This window comes from Vibrio sp. 10N.239.311.G01 (assembly GCF_041465805.1).
Lineage (GTDB): Bacteria > Pseudomonadota > Gammaproteobacteria > Enterobacterales > Vibrionaceae > Vibrio > Vibrio crassostreae_C.
Genome location: NZ_JBFSRM010000010.1, coordinates 37,134 through 51,356, shown reverse-complemented (window position 1 = coordinate 51,356; position 14,223 = coordinate 37,134). Strand labels below are relative to the sequence as shown.

Sequence of the window (14,223 nt, the reverse complement as noted above, 5' to 3'; positions counted from 1 at the left end):
AGAGTCAGATCACTAACCCTAAGTCGGTACGCCCCCTACGCCCTCCCATCTACTCCTAGTCAGTTGCATTAGCGGGAGGATGTTTAGTTTATGGTGACCATGCACGATATGTCACAGATGAATTAGAACTATTAAAAGCGAGATTTCTGAAATGAAACCAACTCAGCAAAAAACTTTCGATAAAGTGTCATTCCAAGAGAGTGTTAAGAAACATTTATCTGCAACCTACGCAACAACCGTTGAAACAGCAGACAGCCGTTCATGGTATCTAGCAATGGGTCGTGCTCTTGCAGAGCTAACGACTTTTGACCTGCTAGAAACTGAAAATGATGAAAAAATTAAGAACGCTAAGAGCGTTAACTACCTATCACTAGAGTTTTTGATTGGCCGTCTAACAGGTAACAACCTGATCAGCATGGGTCTATACGAACAGATCACTCATGCAATGGAAGAGCTAGGTCAAAACCTAACTGACCTTCTAGAAGAAGAACGCGATCCATCACTAGGTAATGGTGGTCTTGGTCGTCTAGCTGCTTGTTTCATGGATTCTTGTGCCGCTCAAGAATACCCAACAGTAGGCTACGGTCTTCACTACGAATACGGTTTATTCAAGCAGTCTTTCCAAGACGGTCGCCAACAAGAAGCACCTGACGCATGGCGCGGTGTTGAAGGTTACCCATGGGAAGTGGCTCGTCCAGAACTAGCACAACACATTGGTTTTTACGGTCATGTAGAAGTTGAATTCATCGACGGTAAAGAAGTACGTACTTGGGTTCCAGGTATGGAAGTGAAAGCAATGCCTTGGGATCTACCTATCGTAGGTTACGAGTCAAACACGGTTTACCCATTGCGTCTTTGGGAATGTCAGGCAATTGCACCATTCTCACTAGCAAGCTTTAACAACGGTGACTACTTCGAAGCGCAACACTCGCTAATCGATGCAGGTAACATCACTAAAGTACTTTATCCGAACGACAACCACGAGAAAGGCAAGACTCTGCGCCTAATGCAGCAGTACTTCCACTCAGCAGCGTCTGTTCGCGATATTCTACGTCGTCACGAAGCAGCAGGTTTCTCTCTAGAAGATCTGCCTAAGCAAGAAACGATTCAGCTTAACGATACTCACCCAACGATCGCGATTCCTGAGCTAATGCGCATCTTGATTGACGAGAAAGGTCTATCTTGGGATCAAGCATGGGAAATCAGTGCTCACACGTTCGCTTACACGAACCACACACTACTTCCAGAAGCGCTAGAGACTTGGTCTGAATCTTTAATCAATCGTCTTCTTCCACGTCACATGGAAATCATCTTTGAAATCAACCACCGCTTCATGCAAGAAGTTCGCAAGATGTGGCCTGGTGATGGTGAGAAGCAAGCGAAGCTTTCTATCATCCAAGAAGGTTTCCACCGTATGGTTCGCATGGCAAACCTATGTGTGATTGGTTCTTACAAAGTAAACGGTGTAGCTGCGCTTCACTCTCAACTGGTTAAGAAAGACTTGTTCCCTGAATTCAACGAAATCTTCCCAGGTAAACTGACTAACGTAACGAACGGCATCACGCCACGTCGTTGGTTGAAGTTCTGTAACCCAGGTCTATCTGCGCTAATCACGGGTAAGATCGGCACTGAATGGCCAGCAAAACTTGAGCAGCTAGAAGGCATCGCTAAGTTTGCAACAGACGCGAAATTCCAAAAAGAATTCATGGCTGTTAAGAAAGAAAACAAACAGCGCCTAGCTGATTGGGTTCAAGAGAACATGGGTATCGAGCTAGATACTAACGCTATCTTTGACGTTCAAATCAAACGTCTTCACGAATACAAGCGTCAGCACCTAGATTTGCTACACATTCTATCTCTGTACCACCGTATTCTTAACGAACCTGGTTTCGAGTGTGAGCCACGCGTATGTTTCTTCGCAGCGAAAGCAGCACCGGGTTACCACCTAGCGAAAGAGATCATCTTCGCGGTTAACAAGATTGCAGAGAAGATCAACAACGACCCTCGCATCGGTAACAAACTGAAAGTGGTATTCATTCCTGACTACCGTGTAAGCATGGCTGAAATCATCATCCCTGCAGCAGACGTTTCTCAGCAAATCTCACTAGCGGGTAAAGAAGCATCTGGTACGGGCAACATGAAGATGGCTCTAAACGGCGCGCTAACTATCGGTACGATGGATGGTGCAAACGTTGAGATTCGTGAAGAAGTGGGTGATGAAAACATCTACATCTTCGGCCTAGACGTTGATGGTGTTCAAGCTCTGAAAGCTCAAGGCTACAACCCATACGACTACTACAATGCAGACCCACTACTGAAAGCATCTCTAGACCTACTGACTGGCGATGAGTTCACTCCAGGTCAACCAGGCCTTCTACGTGCAACGTTTGATAGCCTGCTAGACGGTGGTGACCCTTACCTATGTCTTGCTGACTTCGCATCTTACGTGAAAGCGCACGAAGACATGGGCACGCAATACAAAGACCAAGCAGGTTGGGCTAAGAAAGCAATTCTTAACACAGCATTGGTTGGTAAGTTCACATCAGACCGCTCTATCCGCGACTACGTGAACAACATCTGGAAACTTGAAGCGGTTAACCGTTAATACTTCCAAAGTAGCCAAGGCAGTTTCTGCCTTGGCTCAATTAGCTTGTGAGCAAACGAAAGGCTTAAAGGTTTCGTTTATAAACAAGCTGCTTACAAACCGATTGTCACAAGCTAATTGATTAGTAAAAATTAAATTAACAACCCTACAAAATAGAAAGCGTCAGAACGTTTTCGGAGAGAGCGATGAAAGAACAGACCGTATTAAAACAAGTCGCAGAAATGGCAAACATTGCCGACAGTTACGTTAGTGCGTGGGGCGATGAAGCACAAGTATCAGACGAGACGATCACGTCTCTATTGGCTTCGTTGGGCTACGATACAAGCAGCGATGATGCACTGCTTAAGTCAGCAGAAAGAAAACACAAAAAAGATGTACTAGACCCAGTTCTTGTCTTGCGTGACGGTGAGCCAGTAGAAGTGGCGCTTAATCTAGGTGTAAGTGCTCGTGAAAGTGAGTTCAGCTGGCGCTTAGAAACCGAGCAAGGAGAGGTACTTGAAGGCTATCTTCAATCTCAAGTCATTCGTGACGAGCGTGCCGAGGGTGGCCCTTTAGTGTTTGCATTGCCAAGTGATTTGGCATGGGGTTATCACAAGCTCATTGTGAGCCGTAAGCGCCGTAAGAAGCCTTACGAGATGACACTGATTATTACGCCAAAAGCGTGTTTCAAGCAGTCACCAATCGAGCAAGGCAAAAAGCTTTGGGGACCCAGTGTTCAACTTTATACCCTAAGAACTCAGCATAACTGGGGTATTGGTGATTTCGGAGACCTAAAACAGCTTGTTGCGGATATCGCTTCTCGTGGTGGTGACTTCGTTGGTCTAAACCCAATTCACTCATTGTTCCCTGCGAACCCTGAAGGTGCGAGCCCATATAGCCCATCTTCTCGTCGCTGGTTGAACATCTTATACATTGATGTGAGTTCAGTTCCTGAATTTGCACTAAGTGCAGAAGCACAACAAACAGTCGGCAGCGCAGAGTTCCAACAGCGTCTACAAAAAGCGCGTGAAGCACACTGGGTAAACTACACCGAAGTGTCTGAGCTTAAGATGAGCATCTTGCCTCTGCTATTCGCAGAATTTAAGACTCGTCATCTAGACAAAAACAGCGACCGTGCACAAGCGTTCTTAGCCTTCGTAGAAGAGGGTGGCGATAGCCTGATGCATCAAGCGGCGTTTGATGCTCTACATGGTGAACTGCATGAAGAAGATTCTGGCATGTGGGGATGGCCGGTATTCCCTGAGAAGTACCGTACATTCGACAGCCCAGCGACACAGAAATACATCAAAGAGAACTTAGAAAACGTTCATCTGTACATGTACCTGCAATGGCTAGCAGATTGCCAGATCAACGATGCACAGTCTCTTGCAGAAGAGAAGGGCATGGCTGTTGGCCTGTACCGTGACTTAGCGGTAGGTGTTGCAGATTCAGGCAGCGAGACTTGGGCTGACGAAGGCAACCTAGTGATGGATGCGAGCATTGGTGCTCCACCTGATATTCTTGGTCCTTTGGGTCAGAACTGGGGTCTACCTCCGCTAAACCCAGAAGTGCTTCGAGAAACAAGCTACGACGCTTATATCAAGCTACTTCGTGCAAACATGAAGCATTGTGGTGCACTGCGTATTGACCACGTTTTAGGTCTACTGCGCTTGTGGTGGATTCCAAAGGGTGAGAACGCAACTAAGGGCGCGTACATCTACTACCCAGTACAAGATATGCTGTCTATTCTGGCGCTTGAATCTCACCGTTACCAATGTAGCGTTATCGGTGAAGATTTAGGAACGGTACCGGATGAGATTGTCGACATCCTTGCAGATGCTGGCGTGCACTCTTACAAAGTGTTCTTCTTCGAAACATCAGAAGATGACGGTGGTTTCATCTCACCAAAACACTACGCATCACAATCGATGGCGGCACTGTGTACTCACGATATGCCAACGCTTCGTGGGTTCTGGCACTGTGATGACCTGAAAATGGGCCAAGAGATTGGCTTATACCCAGATGCAGAACAATTAGAAACCTTGTTCGATGACCGCCTAGAGTGCAAGCAAGGTATCTTAGATTCAGTAGCATGGCATGGTTTCCTACCAGAAGGTGTGGGCCGCGATGCGAGCCAAGTACCGATGGACTCTTACCTTGCTGAGGCACTTCAACTGCACGTAGCGGCTGGTGGTTCAACACTACTGAGCGTTCAGCTAGAAGATTGGCTAGAGATGGACAAGCCAGTAAACATTCCTGGCACGGTTGATGAATACCCTAACTGGCGTCGTAAACTATCAATGAACTTGGACGAAATATTTGCTCACGAAGGCGTTAATCGTATCGCTTCTAAGCTGACTGACGTTCGAGAAAAAGCCGCTAAGTAATGACGTGAGTGACTTGAAATTAGGTGGTTTTTTGCTTACGCCGTACGAAACTACAACCTCGGTCACTCAATAATGAATGCTCATCTGGTAGAATAAACCGTCGTTATATTGCCCGCACTAATAGCGGGCATTTTTGTATTATGTTTTTTGGATGTTTGGTTAGGGAGAAACGTTTTGGAACTAAGTTCGATTTCAAAGCAAAAACAAATATATACCCAACTATCACAGGCTTGTTTCACAGACCCATTCGCGTTTTTAGGGCCATACCTACCTTCTGAGCAAGGTGCATTACGTGTGTGGATTCCTGGGGCAGATAAAGTCGAGTTGATTGTTGGAAAGGAACCTCGTATTGAGTTAGCGCGAGAGGGTGAAAGTGGTTTCATTCTTAAGCAAGAGAGAGACTTACGTTTTACTCACTATAAGCTTGCGGTTGATTGGGCTGGCGTAGAACAGATCATCGATGATCCTTACCAGTACCACGATCTGTACGCGAGTTATGAAGATCTTCATACACCTAAAGATATGTATCATCACATGGGGGCTCAGTTTATTACGCTAGAGCGTGATGGACAGACGATTTCAGGTACGCGTTTCTTGGTGTACGCACCGCATGCAACTGCGGTAAGCTTGGTGGGTAACTTCAACGCTTGGGATGGTCGCCGCCACCCAATGCAACGCCTAGATTACGGTATGTGGGGCTTATTCATTCCTGAACTGGAAGAAGGCGCTCAATACAAGTTTGAATTAAAAGGACCAAATGGCGAAGGCTTACCACACAAAGCTGACCCATGGGGTTTCTACTCTGAGCAATACCCATCGTTCTCATCTGTAACTTACGATCACGCTCGTTACCAGTGGCAAGATACTCAATGGCAAAATCGCCCGGTAACGCAAAAGCGCAAAGAAGCGCTTTCGTTCTATGAATTGCATGCAGGTTCTTGGAAGCGTAACGCTGAAGGTGAATTCTTAAATTATCGCGAGCTTGCGGCAGAGCTGATCCCATACCTAACGGATCTTGGCTACACGCACGTTGAACTAATGCCAGTTTCAGAACATCCATTCTACGGTTCTTGGGGCTATCAGCCTGTAGGTCTATTTGCACCGACTAGCCGTTTTGGCTCTCCAGATGATTTCAAATACTTCGTCGATCAATGTCACCAAGCGGGTCTTGGCGTTGTTCTGGACTGGGTTCCTGCTCACTTCCCAAGTGATGATCACGGCCTAGCAAACTTCGATGGTACGCCATTATTCCATGATCCAGATCCACGTCGTGGTTGGCATCAAGATTGGAACTCGTACATTTACGATTTAGGCAAAGAGCATGTTCGTCGTTTCTTAGTTTCTAATGCACTGTACTGGTTCGAGCAATTCCACATTGATGGCATCCGTGTTGATGCGGTTGCTTCGATGTTGTACCTCGACTATTCGCGTAGCCATGACCAATGGATCCCGAATGCGGATGGCGGCAACGAAAACTACGACGCTATCGCAACCCTTAAGTGGATGAACGAAGAAGTGTATAAACACTTTCCGAATGCGATGACGATTGCTGAAGAATCAACGGCTTTCCCTGGTGTTTCAGCACCGACTTTTATGGGCGGCTTAGGTTTTGGCTTTAAGTGGAACATGGGTTGGATGCACGACAGCTTGTCTTACATTCAAGAAGACCCAATCAACCGTAAATATCACCACGATACGATTACCTTCCCACTGGTTTACGCACACAGTGAGAATTATGTATTGTCTCTGTCTCACGATGAGGTGGTTTACGGTAAAGGTTCTATCCACAACAAGATGCCTGGTGATGAATGGCAGCAAACGGCAAACCTACGTGCTTATATGGGTTACATGTATGCGCAACCAGGTAAGAAGCTGAACTTCATGGGTGCAGAATTTGGTCAGACGGCTGAATGGAACCATGACGACCAGCTGCAATGGTTTTTGCTGGATTACGAGCGTCATCAAGGTGTTCAGCGTTTAACGAAAGACCTGAACAATCTGTACCGCTCTGAAGCTGCAATGCACGATCTTGATTTTGATCCGAAAGGCTTTGAATGGCGTCTACAGGACTCTGCTGAAGCGAGCATTCTTGCGCACGAGCGCATCAGTGAATCTGGTGAGCGAGTATTGATAGTGTCTAACTTTACGCCAGTGCCTCACGAGCATTTCCGCTTAGGTGTTCCTGCAAAAGGTGAATACGCATTGTTGTTGAATACAGACTCTGTCGACTATGCAGGCAGCGGTTTTGAAGTGAAGCAGACTGCTGAGATTGAATCTGTAGAAAGCGAAGGGCTAGACACATCGATTGAGCTGCGTTTGCCGCCGTTATCGACCGTTTTTTACAAGCTAAATTAGGTCTATAAGTTGAGCAGGTCATCGCTGCTCACTTTTCTGAAAGTCTAAAAAAGGGAACCCTAGGGTTCCCTTTTTCTATTTCAGTAAGCTGGTTAGCGTTACTTGAAGTTGGTGAGATAGAACATTGAGCGTCCGACTACCATTTCAAGGATTCGAACTGAGTTGTTGCCGAAACTGTCCAACATCTTTTCACGAAATTCGCCGTTCGAGCTGAGGTTAAATTGCTCAGGATTCTTGATTTGCGAAGCATGGAAAAACATCAATTTAATCACGTATCGAAACTGCTCATTATCTAGAGCGGCTTGCCAAGATTGGATAAAAAGCGCTTCCGATGAAAAGTCTAGACTGTCTATAACGATCGATAGCATGTGTTCGTGAAGTACTGAGCGAATAGCGCGGGTCGACGGATAATAGCCCTGAAGCGTCGTTAAACTAATGCCAATCTCTTGAGCAATCCTTGCATAAGTTAGTGCTTCATGTCCTTCAGCCAGAAAAAGGTTTAGTACGATCTCATCGTAGTTTTTTTGATTTTCTAGTTTCTGTACTTGAGTAATTCGAGCCATTACAAATCTCTATTGAGTGTAACATTCTGTAAACGAGTATATTAAGAGCTTCTGAATTAAATCTCAAACTCCAAGGGTAAATAACTGGTCAATTTATCGTTAAATATAGTCAGTATTGTGTCATTGGTTCAATTATCAATCAGATTTTGGCATAAACAAAAACACCGCCCTATTGAGCGGTGTGTTATTTAAAGTCTTTGTTTATCTATGCTAATTCAGATGACTAGAACGGATACCAAAATAACTGCGGCTCTAGAATGCGTTTCGCAATGGCTAACACCACGATAAAAGCGATGACACCTAAACAAACAAAGTCGATACGTTTCAAAGGTGCATAGCTATACCAAGTGCGAGCTTTGTGTCGGCCAAAACCTCGTAACGTCATTGCGTTAGAGATCTCGTCTGCTCGGTCCAAGCTAGAGAAAATGAGCGGGCCTAGAACCTTAGCCACATTTTTGATTCGAGTAATTAGAGGCGCTTTCTTTGAGAGCTCTACACCACGAGCCTGTTGAGCATGCATGATATTGATGAAGTCTTTCTTAACTTCTGGCAAGTAACGCAGTGTTAAGCTGACCGCATAGGCGATCTTGTAAGGAACACCGATACGGTTGAGGCTAGCTGCAAACTCAGTCGGATGCGTTGTGAAGACAAAAATCAACGCTATCGGGAACATGCTCATGTATTTGAGCGTCACAGTAACCAAGTAAAACAGAGTCTCTTGGCTCAACGAGTAGTTACCCGGCAATGTCAGCAATAAGGTTTTGCTGCCGATGAGCTCAGTACCTTGCTGTGGAGCCAGCAGATACATGAACAAAGCATTTAGGCTCAATACACTCGCCGTACCCAATAACAGAGGCTTATATACGCGTACAGGCACATTGGTGAGCTTTAGCAGGTATAAACCAGTCACAATAAGCAGCGTAATCAATCTTAGGTCGAACGTAGTCAATACCACGGTTACCCAAGCTAAGAAGAGCGCAAATTTGGTGATGCCGTTAAGTGCATGAAGCGGTGATTTTGTATCAATGTAATTGATGCCGAATTTTACTTTTGATGCGTTCATTGAGCGCTTCTCTCGTAGTCGATGAAGTACTGCATAAACGCATTGGTGTCGTCGATTTTCATCATAGTCGCGAGTTCATAAATGCTGGTGGTACAAAGATTTGCACGTTCTAGAAGTGATGGTTGGCTAAATACTTCCGTCATCGCGGCATTGGCAATCAACTTGCTGTCTGCGATTACGATTGAACGTGTGGTGTACTCGAGAACGAGGTGCATGTCGTGTGAGATGATCACAACGGTAATACCCAAATCACGATTAAGCTTTTGGATGAATGCCAGCATAGATGTGTAGTTACGGTAGTCTTGACCTGCTGTCGGCTCATCCAAGATAAGAAGCTCAGGCTCCAGCACCAAAATAGAAGCGATGGTTACGCGTTTTTTCTGACCGTAGCTTAGCGCTTCGATTGGCCAGTGGCGGAACTTGCTCAAGCCACACAGCTCAAGAACGTTTTCCACCTTCTCTTTGATTTCCTGCTCTGCAACCCCACGATTACGCAGACCGAATGCAACTTCATCAAAAATCATATGATGAGAGATCATATGATTTGGGTTCTGCATCACGACACCGACTTTCTGGCTTCTTTCAAAGATAGAAAGCTCAGATAGGTCTTCACCATTTAGATAGGAAGAGCCTGAATCGGCATCGATCACACCCATGATGAGTTTAGTGATGGTAGATTTGCCTGAACCGTTTTTGCCTAAGATTGAAACGAACTCACCCTTACCAATCTTAAAGCTGACATCTTCGAGAGCGTTCTTTTCACCATCGTAAGAGTAAGTCAGGCCGTGGACCTCAAGCAAAGGTTGGTACTGCTTCTCGGCAACTGGAGTCGGGCGCTCTGCAAACCAAGCCTGAACCGCAGGGCGGAATCTTTTGTAATCGAGAGCTTTGAGGTTTGATAGCTTATCTTCACTGGTCAAAGGTGCTTTCGCTGCCTTCAGAGCAGATAAATAAAGTGGTTCACGAATACCGTGTGTTTCAAGCAGTTCAGAAGCTAAGATTTCATCGGGTGTCATGTCCGCGACAATTTCACCGCGCTCCATCAAGATCACTCGATCGATATCGCGATGTAGTACATCTTCAAGGCGATGCTCGATGATGACTATAGTCTTGTTGGTTTCTTTATGAAGTTGGTCGATGATTTCGATAGTCGCTTTACCCGTTTTCGGGTCAAGGCTAGCCAAAGGTTCATCAAACAACAGGATGTCAACGTCATCAACTAAGATGCCCGCTAATGACACGCGTTGTTTCTGGCCGCCGGATAAATCATGTGGCGAGCGATCAAGCATATCTGCTAAGTCGACCATTTTTGCTGTCGACTTAACCAGAGGGTACATATCAATGTTCGACACTAACTGATTTTCCAGTGCGAATGCGATGTCTTCGCCAATACTCAAACCGACAAATTGGCTATCAGTATCTTGTAATACTGTGCCAACCTGCTCGGTATAGTCGTGCATAGAAAAATCAGAAATGTTCTTACCGTTGATCTCTAGAGAGCCAGTCACCTCACCTTTGATAGCATGAGGAATCAGACCGTTAAGGCATTGACCTAGGGTAGATTTACCACTACCGCTTGGTCCAATAATGACGATTTTCTCTCCTTTCTCTATCCTTAGATTGATATTTTTTAGCGTCGGTTTATCCAGCGACTCATATCTAAAAGAGAAGTTCGAAAATGCTATAGTCATTATCGCTTATGCCTCAGTCAGGTTACGGCTTTGTTTGTTGCGTTTAGCGACTGATTTTAGGATCAGTAAGCCAACAACAGCGATCAGAACGGTGTTACCCGCAGCAATGATAGAGAGTTGAGTGAAGACTTTAGTAAACGGTTCTGCATATAAGATAGTATCTAGGAACGCAGAGCAGCCATAGCCTACAACGTTACCTGCAAGGGCCAGTATCACGAACAATACAAAATCTTTCATTGGCAGTTCGCCTTGTTGAAGACGGTTCTTAGTCATCATAGGGAATAAGCCGATAACCATACCTACGATACCTGAGCCTAGTACCCAAGTTAACCAAACGCCCCAGCCTGCGAACAGATCCGTTACCCAGTGACCGATAAAGCCAACCAAGAAGCCAACAATTGGGCCGAACAAAACAGAAAACAGTGCTAGGACTGCCATCGCTGGTTTCAATGTCGTGTTCGCAAACACTGGGACACCAAACATAGGTAAACCACCAATGCCGTACAGTGCCGCGCCAATGGCAATAACGACCACTGTTTTAGCTGAAAAGTTCATAGATAACCTCGAATACTGAAAGATAAAGCTTAATAAAGAACGAATATTCACCATTATTAATATGCGTCTCAATGAGAACGTTTTTTGGGCAAATATAAAAAATAAGGCGCGCATTATACAGTAGAACGCTTCCATAAGGGAAGGTAAGTGTCTAGATGTCTAAAATTCCATCTGAACACTTAAATATCGTGTAAAAAGCGCAATTTTACGGATAATCAAGCAACAAAAAAGCCAGAGCGGGTCTGGCTTTTTCATTCGTCTTAACAATGTGTTAAGCGGGTTCGTCACATATCTACGCCCGTTTAGTGGTCTAGGTATAGATAGTTTTGCCAACTCTTCATGCGAATAAGGACCTTACGCATGATAGACACGTGAGTGAAGCTGTCAGAATAAACGGCAACTTCAACCGCGGTACCCATAGGTAAATGGTAGTCAGACAGATCATCAGTGATGCTCAATTTAACAAACACACGACCACTGGTACGCAACGCATCAGTACCTAGAAGCGCGCCTCTAGCTTGGAATTGGCTCTCACCAATAGCTGGAATCACTTCATCAATACGTCCTTTGAATATCTTCCCTGGCAATGCTCTAAACAAGAACTCAGCTTCGTAACCCGGTTGCAGGCGTTGTAAGGAGTTTTGTCTGAACGCAGCGGTATAGAATTGTTCTTCTGTGTGAACAAACGTCATTACCGGAGCTAAAGGAAGCGGCACAGCCATAACGCCTGGGCGCAATGCTAGCTGCGTAACGTATCCGTCAGTGGGAGCTCGAACCACGGTTTGCTCTAAATCAAACTGAGCTTTACGCAATTCAGCCAGTAAGCTTAAAACCGCTGTATTCTCGCCACCTATTTCAGAGTTCAAGGCGATCTTTGTTTGTTCTAGGTTTGCATCTGCAACTTTCACGGCCGCTTCCGATGCTTTGTAAGCTTGTCTGCGAGTATCCAATTGCTGCTCGGTAAAAGCGCCACTGTCGTAACCGCGCTTGTAACGAGAAAACTCACGTTGGGCTTTATCTCTTTCTGCGATGGCTTTGATTTTTGCAGCCTCTGCTTCAACCACTTCAGATTCCATTCCAAGAGCACCTTGGCTTGCTTCTTTTACCTTGGCTTCTAACCTTGCGACTTCAGCTTCGAATGGAACTGGGTCTATTTTGAAAAGAATATCCCCTTGCTTCAGAGGTTTGTTTGCTTCTACTGGCACTTCGATAACTTTACCCCTAACGCCTGAAACGACTGGCGTTGTTGAGTAAACTTGGTTACCGATTTGTGTAAATGGATGGTTGTAGTTCATTAGTAGAATTAGGGTACCTACTATGATCACACCTCCAAGTACGGCAGTAGGTACTGTCCATTTATTTAGCGGTATATTGAACACCTTGAAAATAGTGATACAAAGCGCTGCATAGGTCATTATCAGCAGTAAATCCATTACTTAGCCTCCTGATCTTGAACGTTGTTTGTCTCTTTCTCTGGACTGCTTTGCTCAGCACCTGCTTGCTTGAGCTGTGCGATTTCATCCTGAAGAGTACTCACTTGATCGATGAGAATATCGACGCGATGATGAATATCGTGTTGTTCTTCTTCTAATTTAGCGAAGCCCCAACCACGATCTTTGCGCCATAATGTTGCCCAAATCCAAAGAAATGGCCAAATAGTATGTAAGGTGAATAGGCTAACCCAGCCTGAGACGTGAATAGCATCTTGATGAGGGTGATTGCGTTCTTTCGCAATTTCATAGGGAATATCGTGAATAACGATGATGCCGTAAAAGATTACTAATGCTACGAAAATAAGTAAGCCGAGCGCAAAGTAGTCTAAAAACATAACAGATCCTTGTAATGTTAGATATTAGTTATAAATATACTACGCTATCATCCAAGTAATTGTTATAAAAATGATTTACCGAGTTGAAAATAATGTGTTGTCGCTTCTAATGCGAATAAAAGCATTGATGAATCTTATAAAATCTCATCGCGTTTGAAGAGGCTATTTCGGCTTTCTGGTTGATATTTCAGCTGAAATGATGACAGCTACGATTCTAAATGACGTGCATAACCACAAGGGATAAATACGGATGTATATAGGTGAATTGGCGGCCATTGGCGCTGCAATTGTGTGGGCATGTGCGACATGGATCTATGGGCAATTTGGACATCGCTTCTCTGCGATGCAATTGAACATTGTTAAGGGTGTAGTAGCCTCTGGCATGATGCTGTTGGTCATGCCGTTAATACCGATGCCTGAATTTGAATTGAGTACCAACCATTTTCTGATATTGGCAATTTCAGGTGTGATTGGCATTGCGATTGGAGACAGCGCCTATTTTGCGGCGTTGAAAAGAATCGGTGCCAATAAGACGCTGTTACTGGAATCTTTAGCACCACCTCTTTCTGGTGTGCTGGCATTAATGTTCCTTGGCGCTGTATTGACAGTACAAAGTTGGCTCGGTGTCGTGATTACAACACTAGCGGTGACCTTCGTTGTCTTCCAGCCATCAAAATCGGCGAGCGGTGAATCGAATGATAAAGCGCAGTCGGGTGGCATTGGTTATGGGCTTGTGGCGAGTGTTTGTCAGGCATCCGGTGTGGTGATTTCTCATTACGCGTTAGTGGCGGGTGATATCCCACCATTATTAGGTGCACTGATTCGTCTCACGATAGGTGTGTTTGCAGTAATGCTGATTATCCCTTTTGTTGAAAAGAAGCCGTATTCATCGATAAAAAGAGATTTATGGGAAATGACCAAGCTCGATAAACTTTGGTTATTAGGGGCAATCTTTGTCGGAACCTTTTTGGCATTGTGGCTTCAGCAAGTGGCATTGAAGAATGCGAACCCTGCGATTGCACAAACATTGATAGCGACCAGCCCGGTCTTTATTTTGGTGATTTATGCGTTGAAAGGGGAGAAGGTGTCAAAACAAAGTGTCATCGGGACTCTTGCCGCCCTTGTTGGTATTTCTCTGTTCTTTTATCAATAAGATGCAGGCTTAGCTACAGAGCTACAGAGCTACAGAGCTATAGA

10 protein-coding genes are annotated in these 14,223 nt (G+C 45.1%); 4 read left to right on the top strand and 6 right to left on the bottom strand.

Going from position 1 to position 14,223, the window contains the following annotated elements; genetic code table 11:
* Window positions 1-151 precede the first annotated feature (151 nt).
* From AB6D06_RS10120 to glgB, 3 genes are all read left to right on the top strand, one after another.
* Entirely contained in the window at window positions 152-2,605 is a 2,454-nt protein-coding gene (locus AB6D06_RS10120) for a glycogen/starch/alpha-glucan phosphorylase (RefSeq protein ID WP_136981738.1), read from the top strand.
* Window positions 2,606-2,790: 185 nt separating this feature from the next.
* Window positions 2,791-4,971 (top strand): 4-alpha-glucanotransferase, encoded by a 2,181-nt coding sequence (gene malQ / locus AB6D06_RS10115; RefSeq protein ID WP_372100576.1) that lies wholly within the window; start codon window positions 2,791-2,793, stop codon window positions 4,969-4,971.
* 174 nt (window positions 4,972-5,145) lie between these two features.
* Window positions 5,146-7,326, top strand: a complete 2,181-nt coding sequence (glgB, locus tag AB6D06_RS10110) for a 1,4-alpha-glucan branching protein GlgB (RefSeq protein WP_017064240.1) — start codon at window positions 5,146-5,148, stop codon at window positions 7,324-7,326.
* Between the two features lie 98 nt (window positions 7,327-7,424).
* On the opposite strand, the gene AB6D06_RS10105 is transcribed toward glgB, so the two are convergent.
* The 6 genes from AB6D06_RS10105 to AB6D06_RS10080 all read right to left on the bottom strand — a co-directional run bounded on the left by AB6D06_RS10105 (window position 7,425) and on the right by AB6D06_RS10080 (window position 13,026).
* A complete protein-coding gene (locus AB6D06_RS10105) occupies window positions 7,425-7,889 on the bottom strand; it encodes a TetR/AcrR family transcriptional regulator (protein WP_017061871.1) in 465 nt (154 codons plus the stop codon).
* A 223-nt stretch (window positions 7,890-8,112) separates the two neighbouring features.
* Window positions 8,113-8,952 carry an energy-coupling factor transporter transmembrane protein EcfT gene (locus tag AB6D06_RS10100; RefSeq protein ID WP_372098644.1) on the bottom strand — a complete coding sequence of 280 codons (840 nt, stop codon included), beginning with the start codon at window positions 8,950-8,952 and terminating at the stop codon, window positions 8,113-8,115.
* Entirely contained in the window at window positions 8,949-10,643 is a 1,695-nt protein-coding gene (locus tag AB6D06_RS10095; protein WP_372110166.1) for an ABC transporter ATP-binding protein, read from the bottom strand. The genes AB6D06_RS10100 and AB6D06_RS10095 overlap by 4 nt, the downstream gene beginning before the upstream one ends.
* 6 nt (window positions 10,644-10,649) lie before the next feature.
* Window positions 10,650-11,198 (bottom strand): ECF-type riboflavin transporter substrate-binding protein, encoded by a 549-nt coding sequence (locus tag AB6D06_RS10090; protein WP_081229355.1) that lies wholly within the window; start codon window positions 11,196-11,198, stop codon window positions 10,650-10,652.
* Between the two features lie 302 nt (window positions 11,199-11,500).
* Window positions 11,501-12,631 (bottom strand): HlyD family secretion protein, encoded by a 1,131-nt coding sequence (locus AB6D06_RS10085; RefSeq protein WP_108151803.1) that lies wholly within the window; start codon window positions 12,629-12,631, stop codon window positions 11,501-11,503.
* Entirely contained in the window at window positions 12,631-13,026 is a 396-nt protein-coding gene (locus AB6D06_RS10080) for a DUF3302 domain-containing protein (RefSeq protein ID WP_372110165.1), read from the bottom strand. The genes AB6D06_RS10085 and AB6D06_RS10080 overlap by 1 nt, the downstream gene beginning before the upstream one ends.
* A 250-nt stretch (window positions 13,027-13,276) precedes the next feature.
* Between AB6D06_RS10080 and AB6D06_RS10075 the strand changes: the two genes are divergently transcribed.
* A complete protein-coding gene (locus AB6D06_RS10075) occupies window positions 13,277-14,179 on the top strand; it encodes a DMT family transporter (protein WP_372110164.1) in 903 nt (300 codons plus the stop codon).
* The last annotated feature ends 44 nt before the right edge of the window (window positions 14,180-14,223 follow it).

What these genes read in the sequence shown, in the direction of transcription:
- AB6D06_RS10075 (WP_372110164.1), top strand. Translation starts at nt 13,277, where the DNA reads ATGTATATAGGTGAATTGGCGGCCATTGGCGCTGCAATTGTGTGGGCA.
- malQ (WP_372100576.1), top strand. Translation starts at nt 2,791, where the DNA reads ATGAAAGAACAGACCGTATTAAAACAAGTCGCAGAAATGGCAAACATT.
- AB6D06_RS10105 (WP_017061871.1), bottom strand. Translation starts at nt 7,889, where the DNA reads ATGGCTCGAATTACTCAAGTACAGAAACTAGAAAATCAAAAAAACTAC.
- AB6D06_RS10080 (WP_372110165.1), bottom strand. Translation starts at nt 13,026, where the DNA reads ATGTTTTTAGACTACTTTGCGCTCGGCTTACTTATTTTCGTAGCATTA.
- AB6D06_RS10120 (WP_136981738.1), top strand. Translation starts at nt 152, where the DNA reads ATGAAACCAACTCAGCAAAAAACTTTCGATAAAGTGTCATTCCAAGAG.
- AB6D06_RS10100 (WP_372098644.1), bottom strand. Translation starts at nt 8,952, where the DNA reads ATGAACGCATCAAAAGTAAAATTCGGCATCAATTACATTGATACAAAA.
- AB6D06_RS10090 (WP_081229355.1), bottom strand. Translation starts at nt 11,198, where the DNA reads ATGAACTTTTCAGCTAAAACAGTGGTCGTTATTGCCATTGGCGCGGCA.
- AB6D06_RS10095 (WP_372110166.1), bottom strand. Translation starts at nt 10,643, where the DNA reads ATGACTATAGCATTTTCGAACTTCTCTTTTAGATATGAGTCGCTGGAT.
- AB6D06_RS10085 (WP_108151803.1), bottom strand. Translation starts at nt 12,631, where the DNA reads ATGGATTTACTGCTGATAATGACCTATGCAGCGCTTTGTATCACTATT.